General features: G+C 33.1%; 13 protein-coding genes and 1 tRNA gene. 7 read left to right on the forward strand and 7 right to left on the reverse strand.

Features of this window, described 5'->3' with window-relative positions:
- Positions 1-414: 414 nt before the first annotated feature.
- On the reverse strand, positions 415-570 hold the full coding sequence (locus tag BUA82_RS16350) for a YvrJ family protein (RefSeq protein ID WP_073010763.1): 156 nt from the start codon (positions 568-570) through the stop codon (positions 415-417).
- 113 nt (positions 571-683) lie between these two features.
- The gene (locus tag BUA82_RS16355; RefSeq protein ID WP_073010765.1) at positions 684-1,274 is read right to left on the reverse strand and encodes a DUF1836 domain-containing protein; all 591 of its coding nucleotides are present in this window, start codon (positions 1,272-1,274) and stop codon (positions 684-686) included.
- Between the two features lie 957 nt (positions 1,275-2,231).
- Here BUA82_RS16355 and BUA82_RS16360 point away from each other — a divergent pair.
- Entirely contained in the window at positions 2,232-2,477 is a 246-nt protein-coding gene (locus BUA82_RS16360) for an AbrB/MazE/SpoVT family DNA-binding domain-containing protein (RefSeq protein ID WP_073010768.1), read from the forward strand.
- 67 nt (positions 2,478-2,544) lie between these two features.
- Here the strand turns inward: BUA82_RS16360 and rsmI are convergent, their stop codons facing one another.
- Positions 2,545-3,390 carry a 16S rRNA (cytidine(1402)-2'-O)-methyltransferase gene (gene rsmI / locus BUA82_RS16365; RefSeq protein ID WP_073010771.1) on the reverse strand — a complete coding sequence of 282 codons (846 nt, stop codon included), beginning with the start codon at positions 3,388-3,390 and terminating at the stop codon, positions 2,545-2,547.
- A gap of 14 nt (positions 3,391-3,404) precedes the next feature.
- On the reverse strand, positions 3,405-4,133 hold the full coding sequence (locus BUA82_RS16370; RefSeq protein WP_073011064.1) for a tRNA1(Val) (adenine(37)-N6)-methyltransferase: 729 nt from the start codon (positions 4,131-4,133) through the stop codon (positions 3,405-3,407).
- A gap of 347 nt (positions 4,134-4,480) precedes the next feature.
- Between BUA82_RS16370 and BUA82_RS16375 the strand changes: the two genes are divergently transcribed.
- The 4 genes from BUA82_RS16375 (at position 4,481) to BUA82_RS16390 (ending at position 11,493) form a co-directional block, all read left to right on the forward strand.
- On the forward strand, positions 4,481-6,505 hold the full coding sequence (locus tag BUA82_RS16375; protein ID WP_073010775.1) for a methyl-accepting chemotaxis protein: 2,025 nt from the start codon (positions 4,481-4,483) through the stop codon (positions 6,503-6,505).
- 248 nt (positions 6,506-6,753) lie between these two features.
- Complete coding sequence (locus BUA82_RS21155) at positions 6,754-7,359, forward strand: TetR/AcrR family transcriptional regulator (protein ID WP_073010778.1); 606 nt, start codon at positions 6,754-6,756, stop codon at positions 7,357-7,359.
- A gap of 256 nt (positions 7,360-7,615) precedes the next feature.
- Positions 7,616-9,694 carry an efflux RND transporter permease subunit gene (locus tag BUA82_RS16385; RefSeq protein WP_073010781.1) on the forward strand — a complete coding sequence of 693 codons (2,079 nt, stop codon included), beginning with the start codon at positions 7,616-7,618 and terminating at the stop codon, positions 9,692-9,694.
- Positions 9,695-9,723: 29 nt separating this feature from the next.
- Positions 9,724-11,493 (forward strand): YhgE/Pip domain-containing protein, encoded by a 1,770-nt coding sequence (locus BUA82_RS16390; RefSeq protein ID WP_073010784.1) that lies wholly within the window; start codon positions 9,724-9,726, stop codon positions 11,491-11,493.
- 127 nt (positions 11,494-11,620) lie between these two features.
- Here the strand turns inward: BUA82_RS16390 and BUA82_RS16395 are convergent, their stop codons facing one another.
- The 3 genes from BUA82_RS16395 to BUA82_RS16405 all read right to left on the reverse strand — a co-directional run bounded on the left by BUA82_RS16395 (position 11,621) and on the right by BUA82_RS16405 (position 15,139).
- Positions 11,621-12,838 (reverse strand): C40 family peptidase, encoded by a 1,218-nt coding sequence (locus BUA82_RS16395; RefSeq protein WP_073010786.1) that lies wholly within the window; start codon positions 12,836-12,838, stop codon positions 11,621-11,623.
- 461 nt (positions 12,839-13,299) lie between these two features.
- The gene (locus tag BUA82_RS16400) at positions 13,300-14,601 is read right to left on the reverse strand and encodes a C40 family peptidase (RefSeq protein ID WP_073010788.1); all 1,302 of its coding nucleotides are present in this window, start codon (positions 14,599-14,601) and stop codon (positions 13,300-13,302) included.
- Positions 14,602-14,839: 238 nt separating this feature from the next.
- Positions 14,840-15,139, reverse strand: coding sequence for a hypothetical protein (locus tag BUA82_RS16405; protein WP_073010790.1), 300 nt, complete (start codon positions 15,137-15,139; stop codon positions 14,840-14,842).
- Positions 15,140-15,289: 150 nt separating this feature from the next.
- Here BUA82_RS16405 and BUA82_RS16410 point away from each other — a divergent pair.
- Positions 15,290-15,365 (forward strand) — tRNA-Pro (locus BUA82_RS16410).
- A 350-nt stretch (positions 15,366-15,715) separates the two neighbouring features.
- Complete coding sequence (locus BUA82_RS16415; protein WP_073010792.1) at positions 15,716-17,074, forward strand: mechanosensitive ion channel; 1,359 nt, start codon at positions 15,716-15,718, stop codon at positions 17,072-17,074.
- Positions 17,075-17,374 lie beyond the last annotated feature (300 nt).

The raw sequence follows: 17,374 nt of genomic DNA on the forward strand, positions 1-17,374 counted from the left end.
AAATAAAAACTGCCCTTCTATAAGATTTAAAACGTACCCTGAAGGTTACATTTAAAATTACCTTAGAAGCTTCGCAGTTTTTATTTTTTATTATTATTTAGGTTAATACTTCAATATTCTTATTTGTCTAATAATCTAGAATAGCACCCATAGTCAATAAGGTTTTTAAGACAAAAAAAGAACGTAAACCCAAAGTTCGGTGGCTTACGTTGTTGGTGAGATCTCAAATATAATTAAGGGGGATTACAATTCTTATCTCACCTTAATTATATAGTTTTTATATTAATAAAGTATTAACAAATAGTAACCTTTTTTTGAATTCATGTAATTTATTCACAAATTTTTTGTGAATAACTTGAACACTTATTAATATATTGGTAAAATATTTATTTGTTTATCAATTCCGCTTTGTTACTATTTTCTGTCTTCTTGTATGATGTTCATGATCTGTGAAAGATTATTTATGCTTAAAGTAAGACTTTCCAGCTTCTGCTCTATTCTAACTAAAAGATAAAGTGAAACAGCTATAGGAAAGCCTACATTGCCTATGAGGTTTACCATATGTTCCATTTTCATCACTCCCTTCATATAATATATATGCAGTAAGGGATGGTTTTTTAATGGTTAATGGCAGCCATATGAGTTATTAGTTATTATGAAAAGGGCATTTTCTCACTTTAACATTACTCATGGTATTCGCTTACTAATCTTTGCACCATCTTTTTAATTACACTAGCTTGAGCTATTAATGACATAACTGCAAGGAATAGCTTTATTCTTTCTTGTTCTTTATCTTTAAGGTCTAATTTTTCTACTATACTATCTAATTTGTCATCATCTAAAAAGGGATTTGCAAGAAACTCTTTAAAGCTATCCATTTGGATTTCTGAAAATATCTTATAAGCATTTTCCCAAGATATTATGTCGTCCCCTCTATCATTAATTTCATTAAATGCAAGTCTAAATACTTTTCTTATTTCTTCACTGGTAAGCACCGGTCTCATGTAGCTTAATAATACTAACTGAGTTAGATGAAGCTTAGTATAACCTCTTTTTTTACCATCTTCCGGCTTTGAGATAATCTCACTTTTAATATAGTTTTGTACAATATTATTGGTGTATTTCTCTTCAGTAAATTTGTCATTGAGGTAATCTATAACCTGAGAAAGAAACAAGTCATATTTGGGAAGATCCTCATAAGGAACCATATTATTTTTAGACATTTCATCTGCCAATTCCATTAAATAATCCATATTAAATTCAGGTTTAGGCATCTAGTATATACCTCCTCACAAACTGTCCAATTATTCTTACAACACTTTTATTTATTATACAGTACTTATAAACTCATTTCAAGTAAACCTTACCACATAATAATTAATTTACTGTAAATAGCTTTCAACAGCCTAGTAAAGGTTTCCAGCTAGCATATTAGGCCACTTATCAACAAAATCATAAGACTTATCCACATTATTTGTTGATAACTTTCCACAATCCACAAATTCCCTCTTCTTCACATAGGAAAGTTATAAACATTATCCACAATCAACCTGTGGACAAGTTGTTTATCAGCTGTGGAATAGCTGTTACTTTTTCAACATTTTATTAACATTTATTAAATTTCTTTGTGAATAAACTTATAAGAAAATTATACACACTTGTGGAAAAAAGTTTTATTTAAGAAGATTAAAAAAATATTGATTAATCACAAAAATATTTCTATTTATTTACATAATCAATTTCATATTTTATAATTTTTCACAAAATTAAAAATTTAATGCAAATTTTTTATGTAAACTCTTTGTGAATCCTCACCTTTATTATAACCTATTTTTCATATTGGAAACAACTATGTAATTTAAAGTCATTTTATGGACAAGCCTTCGACAGGATTTAATATACAACTCCATTTTATTACTATTTTATTTATTGTATAAATTTTCTATTTACTTGGTATTAATTTTTAGTAAACTAACGATGAATAAAAACATAAAGCAGCCTATAATCCTTATATATAAAGGCTTTAGCTTAGTATGATAATTTTGAAATAATATTTTCTCATATATTGACTTTTCAATTTTATGGTAGTATAGTATGTATAGAAAGTCAAATATGGTAAAAAAATTGTAATATGTAAATTATGATAAAAATTTTATTTGACTATTTATTACATTTTTGTTATAATAATATATGACAAGTGTCGAATATTGTAATTTAAGGAGGAAAGGTCTATGAAATCTACAGGTGTAGTAAGAAGAGTTGATGAATTAGGAAGAATAGTTATCCCTATCGAGTTAAGAAGAACATTGGATATAGCAGAGAAAGATGCGCTAGAAATCTATGTTGATGGTGAGCAAATAATATTAAAGAAATATGAGCCTGCTTGCATATTCTGCGGAGATGCTAGAGATGTTATAAACTACAAAGGTAAGAACATCTGCAAAAACTGCTTAGCTGAACTTAAAAACGATAAATAATTGATAAAATAGTAAAACAGCACCCAGGTGCTGTTTTTTTATTTATATTTATATGCTTAAAATTAATTTATTGCTCTAAATCAATAGAATGTTTATAAACTTCAGATTTTGGGATATTTCTTTCTTTAGCTACCTGCTTTATGGCTTCTTTTTTTGTGGAACCTTCATTAATGTATTCAATTAGATGCTGAGCTATGGTTAGCTCTTCCCACTTTTCCATGTTTTCTTTTTCAATTTCTTCTTGGGTTTTGCCTTCTAATACTAAAACATATTCTCCCCTAGGATCATTTTCATTATAATATTTAATGGCATCTTCTAGCTTCATTCTTAGTATTTCTTCATGGAGCTTTGTAAGTTCCCTGCACAAGGCTATATTTCTATTGCCGAATTCCTTTAATAAAAATTCCAAGGTATCTCTAAGCCTATGTGGAGCTTCATAAAATATTAGGGTTTCAGTGCTATTTTTAAGATCTTTCGCTATTGGCTTTCTCTCCTTGTTTTCTCTAGGCAGGAAGCCTCGAAATAAAAATTTTGTGGTGTCTAACCCTGAGTAAACCAAGGCTGTGGTTATGGCTGTAGCCCCTGGCAGCACCTCAAATTTTATATTATTTTCAATACACTTTTTTACTATTACGCTGCCTGGATCAGAGATTCCTGGGGTTCCTGCATCTGTTATTAGGGCTATAGTTTCTCCCTTTTTAAGCCTTTCTATTAAATCCTCGCTTTTACCCATTTCATTATGTTTATGATAGCTTATTAATGGTTTTTTTATCTCATAATGATTGAGAAGCTTAAGGCTAAGCCTAGTGTCTTCTGCAGCTATTACATCTGCATTTTCAAGCACCTCTAAAGCTCTAAGGGTTATATCCTTAAGGTTTCCTATAGGCGTGGGTATAAGGTATAACTTTCCCATGTAACTATCCCTCCTTAAATTCTTCCGTAGATTCTATCTATTTCTTCTGAGTAGCCACCCTCATCTTTATATACATACAATGGAGGTTCAAACTTTAAATAAGCTCCCCCATCCCTTTGACCTTCTACTAAAACTATATTGGGTGCTTTTTTAGTGTTGGGGTGCACCATTTGTATGGTCTTTGGTTCAATTTTGTATTTTCTCATTAGGCAGAGAATATCCGCTACTCTCTCTGGCCTATGTACCATGAAAAGCCTTCCATTGTCCTTTAATAATACTCTAGCTGCTGCAATTACATCTTCTAAGGTACATAAGATTTCATGCCTTGCTATGGCATTTTTATCTTTTGGGTTTAGTATTCCTGAATTTTTAAGCTTATAAGGCGGATTCACTGTGACTACATCTGCCTTTTCTAAGGTTTTTAAAAGCTTTATATCTTTAAGGTCTCCCTGGACAAAGCTCATTCTATGTGGAAGATCATTAATTTTTATGCTTCTATTTGCCATCTCCACCATTTCTTCTTGAATCTCTAAGCCCGTTATCTTTCTAGCTTCTGTCTTTCCAGCTATGATAAAAGGAATTATTCCAGTACCGCTGCAGAGATCTATAACGGTGTGTTTATTTTTCACCTTAGCAAAATTAGCAAGGAGCACTGCATCTACCCCAAATCTAAAGGCATCCTCCTTTTGAATTATATGAACTCCTTTAAGCTGTAAATCATCTAAGGTTTCCCCAGGTGCCATCAAGGTGTCTTTATTTAAGGAAACATTTTTATATCTATTAATTTCTATTTCACTTAGCTTTTCAAAGTTATTTTTTTCTTTCATAAATTATCTTCCTTTATTTATTAGTTAATGTAAAGTTTATAGAATACCCTTTATAACCCAAGGCATTATTCACTATATTCTTAATCTTATAATTCTCAATAATAATAGCACATTTCCCATTATTCCTCAAAAGAAAAAATTATTAGAAGTAAATACACAAAAGTGTTAAATATTTTCATTTTTACACGATTATAGAGTTATATAGTATAGTTTCTAATTTTGTTAATGCAATTATAACGAAATATACCATAGGGGGTTATTTAATGAAACTAAAATTCAAGATTCCATTGCTATTTACAGCTTTAATCGTAGGGTCGCTTTTAGCAGTGAGCGCGCTAATTCATTGGCAGAGTTCAAAGACCGTGGAAAGTCTGATGAAAGAAAGCGTGGAGAGAAGCAGCAATCAATCTCAGCAAAATTTGAATTCTCTTATTAATGCGGAGGTAAGTACGGCAAACATGCTGGCTATGGATGAAAATATAAAAAACATAGCTATGCTAAGACAAAATGATACTTCTGAGAGTTTTTTTGAAAGCAATAAGGCTTCTGTAGAAAAAATGAGTACATATTTAAAACAAAAATTTGATCTTACTAGATCTCACGAACATTTTTTTATCGTAGATAAGAACGGAGTTATATTTGCAGACAGTCACCCGAACTTTTTAAAGATTAATGTGGGTACGAGGGATTACATTCAAAAAGCTTTAAAAGGAGAAATTAATATCAGCGATGTAGTTTTATCTAAGGCTACAAATAAATATTTAGTGATATTTGCAGCTCCTGTTTATAATGATGCACGAGATGTTATAGCTGTAGCAGTAAACTCTGTTTATGTAGAATATTTCACTGCTGAGCTGTCTCAAAATAGAATAGGTGATACAGGTTATTCTTTCCTTACGGATAGCAAAGGCTTATACCTTTCTCATCCTAAACAGGAACTTGTAGGACAACCTATTGAAGAAACTAACTTTAAAAGCATTGCTGAAAATATGAATGTGGATTCTGAAAAAACTCTGGCTTCTACAAATTATGAATTTGAAGGAAATAAGGGTATTCAAAGCATTGCAGTAGTTCCTAAAACCGGCTGGTATTTATCTACTGCTGTTCTTAACTCAGATATATCAAAACCTACAAAAGCATTATTAAATAAAACCCTTGTAATGTCCTTGGGAGCAGCACTAGTAATGCTTATGATCAGCATTCTTATTTCAAGAACACTTATTAAGCCCATAACTTCACTGGTTAAAACCATGGAAACAGCCAGTAGTGGAGATCTTACGGTGCAAAGCAATATTATGTCCAATGATGAAATAGGAAGTTTAGCTCAAGGTTTTAATCTCATGGTAAATAGACTTAGAAGTTTAATTGAAGAAATAAATAGGATTATAGTGGCAGTGAACGGCACCTCCTCTGAAATATTATCTTCTTCAGAAACCACCGCTGTATCCATTGAAGAAGTAGCAAGAACCGTAGAACAAATTTCAGAAGGCACCCAAGTGCAATCTGTTAATCTACAAAGCGTTATAGACCACTTTTCAGTGGTAAGGGATGAATTTGGGAAAGTATATAATTATTCTAATGACATGAAAGCTAAATCTGAAGATACTATGGTTATCAATGAAAACTCTAATAAAATAGTGTCCATGTTATATGAAAACACTAAAACCAGTACTATGGAAATTGAAAAAATTATAGAAATTATTAAAGACCTTCAAGCAAACTCTAAAAACATAGTAACCATCACAGATAGCATAAAGAGCATAGCAGAGCAAACTAGCCTTCTTTCACTGAATGCTTCTATAGAGGCTGCTAGAGCAGGTGAGCATGGACGTGGCTTTGCAGTGGTAGCAGAAGAAATAAGAAAACTTAGCGATGAATCTACCTCCTCTGCTAAAGAAATAGAAAAGATATTAAATGATATACTTTCAAAAACAGAAAATGCGGTAACCATCACAGACAGTGTAAAAGAAACTGTAAATGAGCAAAATTATAGTGTAAACCACACTGTAGAAGCCTTTGAAAAAATATCAGAGAACGTAAAAGATATTAAAAATCAAATTGAGAACATTAATTTATCCTTAAGTCATGTAGGAAATGAAACCTCCTCCTTAAATAATGAATTCGAAAGCATATCAGCTATATCTGAGGAAACAGCTGCTTCAACAGAAGAAGTTTCTGCCTCTACAGAAGAACAATCTGCAGTTATGCTAGAGCTTACAAATTCCATAAAGGATCTAAACACCACAGTGGAAACCTTAGCTCTTACCATTCAAATTTTTAAACTTTAATATTTTGTGACTATAAAAGCTAAAAATGCTGTAGAATCTTTTATGTATTCTACAGCATTTTATTTTAACCTGCCTTTATAGTGATCTACCAGGTTTTTTTGCTTAACTATAAGATCAGAATTTCTGCATGATAGTAATTTGCTTTGCTTATTTATAAAAATTACTAATTATGCTAACATATAATCAAAGAAAAGTTATTAACATTAATGCAGGTTAAAGGTCTTTAAATCGCTAAAGGAGGGTAGCCTATGTCAAATGAAGTTTTAGATACCAGAACAAAAATATTGCAAACCACCATAGATATAGTAGGTCTTAAAGGTGAGGTTACCATTAGAGAAATCACGGAAAAAGCTGGAGTAAATGTAGCCGCCATCAACTATCACTTTGGTAACAAAAATAATTTACTAAAGGAAGTAGAAAATTATTATTCAGATTTATTATACAACTCTCAGGAAAAGATACTTAAAGATGAAGCTGCTGCACCTAGAGAAATATTGCTTAATTGGGCACATAGCTTATTAAATTTTATGTTTTCTTATCCCGCACTTATAGGATTAATAGTAAATCTTACTACAGAAGATAAAAGCTATAACCCAGTACTTATTCAAAAAATATACCTAAACAAAGAAATCCAAGTGATGGTAGAGGAAACCATCAAAGAAAGCACAGGCATCGATAACCCCAAGCTCCTAAACTATAAGTACTTACAGCTCTTTTCTGGAATACTGGGGCCAGTGGTAAACCGTTTAGTAACCCAAACATTTGACGGGGCTCCCAGCTCAATGGATTTCAATAGTCGAGAAGAGTTGGATGAATATATTGGCCTTCTGATAGAATCAGTTGTAGGCAATTGAGAATTTGTTTTTTTAGGTAAGAAGTAAGAAAATAGGTAAGAACTAAGAAGTAAGAGGTAATAGTTGTGGTGAAAATTCAGCTTTGCTGAATTTTTTCAAAACTCTTACCTCTTAGCTCTTACCTCTTACTTATCTACAAATTTCAATTTAAGTTCTAAAAGGCTTCTATGCTTATTGACTCTCATCTCCGGCCATGTTACAATTAAAACAAATATTTAAAACAACTGTTTGAATAAAATTTATGGGGAGAAGGTATATGAGAAAATTTGCAGGTTTTATAGTTAAGCATAGAAAATTTATTATTGGTTTTTATATGATTTTGATCCTGCTTTCTATAGTAGGGATGCAGTTTGTTTCCATTGAGTATGATTTAAGCTCTTATCTTCCTAAAGAAATCAACTCTATTAAGGGTAAGAATAAGCTTAGTGAGGATTTTAACATCAATGGTACGGCTAGTTTAATGGTTAAGGAGAAGGAACTTTATAAGGTTCTGGAGATTAAGGAAGGTATTAAAAATATTCCTGGCATCACTTCTGTTATTTGGCTGGATGATGTAGAGGATATAAATAAGCCTAGGGAGTTTATGGATAAAAATCTTTCTAAAAGATTTATCACAGAGGATTATAGCTTGCTTCAAATTCAGTTTAAAGAAGGAAATGATACCTTAAATACTAGAAATGCTATAGACAAGATTAATGAAATTGTTAAAGTTGAGCATTATATAGGAGGACAGGCTGCGGTTTCAAAGGATATGCAGGATACCACCTCCAGGGAGATTATATACTATTCTGTAGTGGCCTTTGTGATTATAACCATTATTCTATTAATGTCTTCTAGGGCTTATTATGAGCCTATACTATTCTTTATTACCATAGGTGTTGCTATTTTGCTTAATATGGGCAGTAACGCACTCTTTGGCAGTGTATCTTCCAATACCTATTCCGTGGCCAATATACTTCAGCTGGCAGTTTCCATGGACTATTCTATCTTCCTGCTTCATAGGTTCCATGAGGAAAGTGAAACAAAGGATAAGGAATCTGCCATGGTGGAAGCCATATCAAAAACCTTTAGTTCTGTATCTGCCAGTGCTCTTACCACTGTAGGAGGCTTTTTAGCTCTGGTGGTAATGAAATATGGCATGGGTAAGGATATGGGGCTTGTACTAGCAAAAGGTGTTTTCTTTAGTTTAATTTCAGTGGTAACCTTGATGCCCTGCTTAATACTTGTTACAGAAAGCCTTAATAAATATACTCACAAAATACTTTTACCTGACTTTAAAAATATATCTGGCTGGATGGTTAAAAGAAGGCATATAGCTTTGATTTTAGCCCTGCTCTTAGTAATTCCAGCATTTCTTGGACAATCAAAACTTAAATATTATTATTCCACAGAAAAAACTTTATCTTCAAAATCCAACTCCGTCCTTGCTAATGAAAAGATAGAAAGCATCTTTGGCAAAAGCAATGAGCTTATACTTATAGTTCCAAAAGAGGATAAGGTTAAGATTAAAAATCTCTCTGAGGAGATAAAAGCTTTAGATAAGGTGGAATCAGTACAAGGGCTATATTCTATGGCAGATGAAACCTTACCTGACTTTCTTATTCCTGAAGAAGTTAGAAAGACCTTTGAGTCTCCTAAGTACACTTATTTTATATTAAATATTCTAGAAGAAGTGGAAGGAACGGAAACAAAAAAAACTATTGAAGATATCCAATCTACAGCAAGTAAATACACAGGCGACTGGTACTTAACTGGAGAAGCTGCAGTATATACGGACCTTCAAAAGGTTACTTCAAAGGATTTCGACAGAGTGACTATTATTTCTATTATCATCATAGGATTGATTTTGTTATTCACCTTTAAATCCCTAACCTTGCCACTGATTTTAGTGTTTGTAATTCAGCTGGGCATTTGGATTAACTTAAGCATCCCATATTTTATGGGCTCCAAGCTTAATTTTATATCCTTTATCATCATAGGAGCCATTCAACTGGGGGCTACGGTGGATTATGCCATATTATTTACTTCAAGGTATGAGGAAAATTTGAAGGAATTTAAGCCTATAGAAGCTATGAAAAAGACCATAGGAGATACTGGGAGGTCTGTGCTTACCAGTGCCTTGATACTTATGGCGGGTACCCTTAGTGTTTCTTTTATCACCACCATAAAGTCTGCTTCTGAGCTTACTCTGCTAATAGGTAGAGGGGCTTTTATAAGCCTTCTGCTGGTTTATATATTGCTGCCAGCTCTTTTATTAGCTCTAGGTCCTATAATTAAACACACCACTATAGCATGGCCTAAAATCAAAAGTGATAATAACAATATAAGCATGTAGAAAATAAAATTAAGAGGAAGGTAATATTTATGAAAAAGAAATTTATAAGCGCTATGCTTTTATCTTTCATACTCTTAGGTAATGTGGCAGCCCATGCTGCCTCTGCTAAGGATGAGACAGTATATGTTTCTATAAATGGGGATGGAAGTCCAGCTTCTATAAAAATAGTAAACCACGTTTATGGTCTAGATGGTGCTTCGGAGTTTGTAGATTACGGTAACTACGCGCATATTAAAAACCTCACCAGCGCTGTTACCCCTGAAGTTAAGGGAGATGAGATTAAGTGGAACCTTAATGAGCTAAAGCAGAAGGAATTCTATTATGAGGGTTCCATAGAAAAGGAGCTTCCCATTAAAGTAGAAATCAAATATTTTCTTGACGACAAAGAGGTTAAAGCTGAGGAGTTAGCTGGTAAAACCGGAAAACTGAAAATAGCCTTTAAGATTAAATTTAATAAAGATAATCCTGAAGCCACAAAGCTTATGGCTCAAATTCAAGCTGCTGCAAATTTAGACGTATTTACCAATATAAATACTGAGGATGGAAACAAGGTGGTGGTGGGTAAAACTGCTAACATTAATTTTGTAGCTCTTCCTCCTAAGGATGCTGAGTTTACTTTGGAAATGGAGGGAAAGGATATAGAGCTAGAGCCTATAACCATCACCGTGCTTCCTGCAGCCTTTAATCTTCCTGAAGATATTAAAACAGGCATGGATTCACTTACCCAGGGGCTAGGTGATATGGAGAAGGCATCTAAAGACCTAGAAGGAGGCATGGCCAAAGCTATTGATGGTACAGGAAAGCTTAAAAATGGCATGAATGAGTTAAATGGTGGGCTTAACAACCTTTATAAAGGTTCCAATGAAATTTATACTCAATCTAAGAAGCTTTCATCAGGCATGAATGAATTTCAAAAAGGACTTAAGACTATGTCAGATAAAAGCGGTGAAATGGTAAATGGATTAAACTCCTTGTCTGGAGGCCTTAATGAATTGTCACAAAATAGCGCTGGCATATTACAGGGTCTAGATGGCCTGCAGGGAGGAGCAAAATCTATTAATGATGGCCTGGAAAATTTAAGTGGTGGTGCTTCTCAGCTTAAAGAAGGCCATGACAAGCTTACAGAGATAGCAAAACTTTATGCTGATAGTCCTGACCCTATGGTGCAAGCTATGGCAAAAGGCATTCTTGAAGAAAAGAAAGGCATAGATGCCTTAAGTGGAGGCCTGCAACAAAGCGCTGCAGGAATGAAAAATTATGAAATGGGCGTTGGTAAGATAAAGGAAGGCTATAAAGTCTTTAATAAAGGATTAAGCGATGCCTCAGCTGGCATGAAAGAAGCTGCAGTTCAAAGTTCTCAGCTCCCTGCGGCATTAAGCGAAATACACTCAAGCTTTGCTTCCATTAATGATGGTACCTCAAAATTATTTAATGGCCTTGGAGACATTAGCAGCGGTATAGGAAGCATGAAAAAAGGAACGGATAATTTACCTAATGATGTGGGTGCTCTTATAAAGGGTGAGGAGGAACTTAAGAAGGGAATAAATAAGCTTGGCAATGAAGGCATTAAAAAAGCTAGAGTCAGCCTTGAGGATAACCTTAATAATAGCTTTTTAGGAAATAATAAAGAAAACATCTATACTTCCTTTGCAGATAACCATAAGAATAAAAATTCTACCGTACAATTTATTATGAGAACTCCTGAAATTAAAAAAACAGAAGATAAAAAATCCTCCCTCCCTGTAATAGAAGAAAAAAACAGCCTATGGCAAAGATTTTTAGACCTTTTTAAAAAATGATTAATAACAAAACAAAATTTAGAAAAATATTATCACAATCTGAAAAATTAAAAACAATGAAACAAAATAAAACCTTTAAAAGCTTAAAAGGCATTCTCAATTATATGAGAATGCCTTTATATTAACTTTAATTTAATATTCTTCTTGCTGCATAGAATTTGTAAACTTTTGATACTTTAACTTTATCACCAGTATGAGGTGCGTGTATAAAGTTTCCATTACCTACATATATACCAACATGTCCAGCATGTGTGAATACTAAATCTCCAGGTTGCATTTGAGATTGAGATACCGCTCTTCCTGCACCTATTTGGTTATAGGTTGTACGACCTATACTAATTCCAAATTTTCTAAACACATATTGAGTAAAGCCTGAGCAGTCAAATCCACTTGGTGTGGTTCCACCATAAACATATGGAATTCCTTGGAATTGGTATGCATAGTTTAAAAGTGATACAGCGCTGGCAGATGCAGATTCATCTCCCCTTGATAAAGGTCTATTTGCTGCTTCTCTTGCTGCCTGTATAGCATCTAATTTTGACTTAGCTTTTTCTACAGCTGCATTTACCCTTTGATCTATATTTGTAGATACTATGTTCTTTCTTATAGATACTAGTGTGGTAAGAGAGTTTCTAATATCATTTTCCCCACTGGCATCATTGTTGATTACGCTAATTGGGAACTCAACTACGGTCCATTCTCTAGTATCTAGGTCTACTTCAACTTTAGCTCTTTCTGCTTTAGCTTCTGCTATGACTTTATTCTGCTCGTCCACCTTGCCTTTTAATTCAGCAAGCTTGGCTTCATTTTGCTGTTTAAGCACTCCAACCTCTAAAACTTTTCCATCTAATTCTTTTACTTTATCGTCAAGCTCTTGCTTTTTATCATTTAAGTCTTTAATTATTTTTTGATCCATGCCCATAAGCTTCCCTACTGCTTGAGCTCTTGCTATGAAATCGCTAAATCCTTTTGCTTCTACTAATAAAGAAATGTAAGCGTTTTGACCGCCGGATTTGTATATTGCTCTCATTCTGCTGTCAAAAAGATCTTGTTTTTCTTTAAGCTCTCCTTTTAATTTTTCAATAGCTTTTTGAGTGTCTTCCACTTGTTTTTGAAGAGCTGCAATCTCTTGATTGTTCTTTTCTATAGCTTGATTCATGGAACCAATTTGTTCATCTAGTATGTTAAGTTGTTCTTCTAAGCCTGCAATTTTATCTTCAATGGCATTATATTGGTCCCTACTCTGTTGTATTTGCTCTTGAGTTACTGGCTCTGCAAATACCACAGCCCCCTGCCCAATTACAAAGGATGCTGCAACTACCGCCGCAATAATCTTCTTATTCATGCGTATGATTGCCCTGAAATTTCTGAGTTTTGCTCAGGGCAGCCTCCTTCCCCCACATATATATTTTAAAATTGTCCTAGCCGACGAAATTATTATAACATTTAAAAAGTAAATTGGACAACCCACTTTTTTAAATGTTTACAAAATGGTTAAAATTTAATTACATACTTATTACTAATTTTCACGTATATATTAAAATAGATATTTTTTATTTACATATTATTTAAAATCCTACAATATTTTTTTCATATTAGCACTAAAAGCCCTTATAAAATAACAAAAACCGCAAGCATGGTAAAAAAGATTGCTGTTAATATTTTATACTTATTTATTAACAACTCATCAAATGATTGTTTACATTTTAAAAGGCGCAGCTATGTATAAATTATACAATGCACTGCGCCCTGTTATTTACATCTAAATATGCACCTATATACTACATTTAAATATTCACCTATATATTAAAGTACTCTTCTAGCTGCATAGAATTTCCATATTGGAGAGATTTTAAGTACATCACCAGTTTGTGGTGAATGAATAATTTGACCATTTCCTATGTAGATTCCTACGTGTCCAGCGTTAGGGAATACTAAATCTCCTGGTTTTAACTGATCTCTTGATACAGGAGTTCCTACATCTATTTGATCATAGGTTGTCCTTCCTATATTATATCCAAAAGCTCTAAATACATAAGAAGTAAATCCTGAGCAGTCAAATCCACTTGGAGTTGTGCCTCCCCAAACGTAAGGGATGCCTAAAAATTTATAAGAGTAGTTAATTAAACTTGCAGCACTAGCTGATCCTTGTCCCTCTCCTCTGGATGGTGGTACTGGATTTGAAGGTTTTGAGGATGATCCACCGCTAGAGCTATTATTACCATTAGCCGCTGCAGCTCTTCTTGCTGCTTCTTCTGCTGCTCTTTGAGCTGCCCTTTGCGCTTCTCTCTTGCTTAAAGTATCCTTACCTTTATTAATGGCACTTTCAATTTTTTTATCTACATTAGTTGATACTATTTTGCTTCTTAAACTTACAAGGTTATTTATGGAGTTGGTGATATCACTATCACTGCTGGAGCTGTCATTTATAACATCTATAGGGAATTGTACTATGGACATTTCCTTAGTATCTAGATCCACCACTATTTTTGCTTTTTCAGCTCTAGTTGCTTGTACAATTACATCTTGATCTTTCTTTTTATTTTGAAGATCCGCCATTTTAGCTTCATTTTGCTTCTTAAGCTCTAGTAATTGAGCATTTTTATCATCTAAGGATTTTTTACTATCGTTAAGTTCTTTTTCACTAGTGTGAAGTTCTTCTATGATTTTTTTGTCCATTCCCATAAGTTTGCTAACGGCTTGTGCCCTAGCTATAAAATCACTAAATCCTTTTGATTCCACTAAAACAGAAAGATAGTTGTTTTGTCCCCCGGATTTGTATATAGCTCTCATTCTTTTATCAAACATCTCTTGCTTCTGCTTAAGTTCTTCCTGAAGCTTTTCAATTTGCTTTTTTGTATCTTCAATTTGTTTATTTAAAGCATCTATGTCCGCGTTATTCTTGTTTATAGTTTCTTGAGTAGCAATAATCTCTTGGTCTAAGATTTGAATCTTTTCTTCAAGATCTGCTATTTTCTGTTCAATACTATTAAGCTGGGTCTTGCTTTCCTCAATTTGCTGCTGCGTAGCTGGTTCAGCCAACGCCACTACAGCTTGACTACTGATTATGGATGCTGTAATTACCACTGCAAGCAATCTCTTCTTCATACGTGTTTTCCCCCACATTCTTTTTTTGTAGACATTTTGTCCACTTTTTATTAATATTAACCGACAAAATAATTATATATCTAATTAATGGACAAACTCAACCTTATAGGACAAATGTTTACAAAATGGTAAATATTCAAATACTTTTTGGTTAAAGCCCGCAAAAAAATCCTAAGTTTCATAACCTAGGATTTTTTTCTACATAAATATATACTTTACTAACTTACTTAAAAATAATTTATTTATATTTCTTTGCACTAAGGGATTGCAATAAGGATGCACTAAACATCATAACTATAAATATTACCACAAACACTAAGGTATATCCTTTTATAAAGTAATCTAGTATTCCTAGTACAAGCCCTAGTATACCCAAAATAATGTTAAATATACCGTTAAACTTAACGTAGGCCTCCTTGTTAGTGACCCTGCTACCAGTCACCAGTATCTCTCTCACCTTTTTATTATAAGTAATCAAAAGTCCAAAAATTATAAACCAAAGGCTCGCTAATAAAATTATCAATGTAGATCCAGTCATTATTTACATCTCCTTTTAAATACAAAAGTACAATAAAACAATTATACAACAAGATATACTAATTTAGAATTTTAAATTTTAAATTAGGTTAAATTATACTAAAACTGTATTGACAGTTTTAATATCCTTCTATATAATTAATTATGTTATCGGGGTGTGGCGCAGATGGGAGCGCGCGTGCTTTGGGAGCATGAGGTCGCAGGTTCAATCCCTGTCACCCCGACCAAGAAGGAATTGCAATTTTGCAGTTCCTTTTTTATTTGCAATTTTTTATTTGTAAGCTCTTTTATCTTAATGCGCTCTTTTGTTCCTATACTTTTTTACCTGTAATACCTTCTGTTTTCTGTAATACATTTAAATTTATAATATCTACTTATATCCAACTGATTACACGCAAACTAAATTCAAAATTATATTTGAAATTATATTTGCAAATCACTCATCTCTAATATGAAGTTTCTGTTAAAGTCCTCTTTAATTCACCACTTTTCCAAATTGGAAACTTTTTCTTTATTTTTTATTAATATTTACTTCCTATAATGAAAACAATATTAATAACTAAAGGAGGTTTTTATTATGGAACAAGTAAGACAGATAACTTTCCCATTATATAGTGCAGTTCCTAGTGTAGTATCGGCAATACTTCTTCTAATCCTTGCCTTGATAGTTGCTGCCATTGTAAAGTCAATAATAGTTAAGGGTGGACAAAAAATAGGGTTGCCCCGTTATATGGACAAATGGGGATTAACTCATAACAAGAGTCCTGAAAGCACTCTAAATTCTATTGGTAAGGGAGCTTTTTGGATTACCTTTATATTATTTTTCCCAAGTATTTTAGAATCATTAAATATGAGAGCTGTTTCAGCTCCTTTTACAACTATGACTAGCAAGTTTTTAAATTTCCTTCCTAATATACTAGGTGCGGTGCTTGTACTTATAGTTGGTTATGTAATAGCTAAAGTGGTTAGAGATTTATTGGCTGTATTGCTAAGAAAGCTAAAAGTAGATGAGCTTCAAAGCAAGGCAGGCTTGGACGGCACTACTAGCACTTCTACATTTTCTACTTTAATAGCTAACATCGTGTATGTACTAATATGGATACCAATAATTATTTCAGCTTTGGAAATACTTAATATTCAAGCCATTTCCGTGCCAGCAATTAGTATGCTTAACATCATAATGAATATGATTCCTAACATATTTGTAGCAGCAGTGCTCGTTGTGGTAGGTGCTTACATTGCTAAGTTAGTAGGAAACTTGGTTGCTAACTTACTTTCTGGCATAGGAATAAATTCTATCTATAAACACATAGGCTTTGGAATGAATGCTAAAACTCCAAGATATCTATTATCTGACATAATAGGGGGATTAGTAAAATTCATAATAATACTTTTATTCTCCGTAGAAGCCTTAAATGTAGTGAACCTTGAAGTGCTTAACAGGGTTGGCTTTGCTATAATAGCTTATCTGCCATTCTTCTTAAGTGCTGTTATAATCCTAGGCGCAGGACTAATCATAGGAAAATGGGTAGAAGGGTTAATGTCCAAATATACTTCTTCCTCAAAATTAACAGCTACATTAATTAAATATTTTATTATTATATTTGCAGTTTTCATGACCTTAAACCAATTAGGCATAGCCATGGTAATTGTTAACACAGCCTTTATCATAATCTTAGGCGCATTAGCAGTAGCCTTCGCTATATCCTTTGGTATAGGAGGAAGAACCTTTGCCGCTAGAGCCTTAGATAAGTTTGAAAAGAAGATGGAAGCATCAGCACCTGCTTCTGACAGCACTGCTAATACTAATGCTAATTTTGACCCTAATGTTAATGCTAACATAAGTCCCGGCATCAACGGTTATGACCCAAAGGATATGAAACCAAATGATATTAATGCAAAGAATAACTTTGGAAATAACAACAATCCTATTTAATTAGGATTTTAATATAAACCCCTGTGGTAGTTCAACTTTTTGAACTCACCCCAAGGGGTTTTTCTTTTTTTAGAGTCACCCCAGGGGTGATTCCATTTTATGTCACCACCCCTGGGGTGCTACCATTTTTTTCTTTACCTCAAGGGTGATTATATTATCATACATAGGATTACCTAATAGAAATATAGTTAAATTTTTAACATATTTATTAAGTCTTTGATAAATTTAAAATTAAATGTGGATATATTTAGTATATTTAAGCTATAATAATTTGTAGATATATTTCTAAGGGAGTGAAAG

The organism is Clostridium amylolyticum, from assembly GCF_900142075.1.
Taxonomy (GTDB): domain Bacteria; phylum Bacillota; class Clostridia; order Clostridiales; family Clostridiaceae; genus Clostridium_AA; species Clostridium_AA amylolyticum.

What these genes read in the sequence shown, in the direction of transcription:
- BUA82_RS16350 (WP_073010763.1), bottom strand. Translation starts at nt 570, where the DNA reads ATGGAACATATGGTAAACCTCATAGGCAATGTAGGCTTTCCTATAGCT.
- BUA82_RS16355 (WP_073010765.1), bottom strand. Translation starts at nt 1,274, where the DNA reads ATGCCTAAACCTGAATTTAATATGGATTATTTAATGGAATTGGCAGAT.
- BUA82_RS16360 (WP_073010768.1), top strand. Translation starts at nt 2,232, where the DNA reads ATGAAATCTACAGGTGTAGTAAGAAGAGTTGATGAATTAGGAAGAATA.
- rsmI (WP_073010771.1), bottom strand. Translation starts at nt 3,390, where the DNA reads ATGGGAAAGTTATACCTTATACCCACGCCTATAGGAAACCTTAAGGAT.
- BUA82_RS16370 (WP_073011064.1), bottom strand. Translation starts at nt 4,133, where the DNA reads ATGGCACCTGGGGAAACCTTAGATGATTTACAGCTTAAAGGAGTTCAT.
- BUA82_RS16375 (WP_073010775.1), top strand. Translation starts at nt 4,481, where the DNA reads ATGAAACTAAAATTCAAGATTCCATTGCTATTTACAGCTTTAATCGTA.
- BUA82_RS21155 (WP_073010778.1), top strand. Translation starts at nt 6,754, where the DNA reads ATGTCAAATGAAGTTTTAGATACCAGAACAAAAATATTGCAAACCACC.
- BUA82_RS16385 (WP_073010781.1), top strand. Translation starts at nt 7,616, where the DNA reads ATGAGAAAATTTGCAGGTTTTATAGTTAAGCATAGAAAATTTATTATT.
- BUA82_RS16390 (WP_073010784.1), top strand. Translation starts at nt 9,724, where the DNA reads ATGAAAAAGAAATTTATAAGCGCTATGCTTTTATCTTTCATACTCTTA.
- BUA82_RS16395 (WP_073010786.1), bottom strand. Translation starts at nt 12,838, where the DNA reads ATGAATAAGAAGATTATTGCGGCGGTAGTTGCAGCATCCTTTGTAATT.
- BUA82_RS16400 (WP_073010788.1), bottom strand. Translation starts at nt 14,601, where the DNA reads ATGAAGAAGAGATTGCTTGCAGTGGTAATTACAGCATCCATAATCAGT.
- BUA82_RS16405 (WP_073010790.1), bottom strand. Translation starts at nt 15,139, where the DNA reads ATGACTGGATCTACATTGATAATTTTATTAGCGAGCCTTTGGTTTATA.
- BUA82_RS16415 (WP_073010792.1), top strand. Translation starts at nt 15,716, where the DNA reads ATGGAACAAGTAAGACAGATAACTTTCCCATTATATAGTGCAGTTCCT.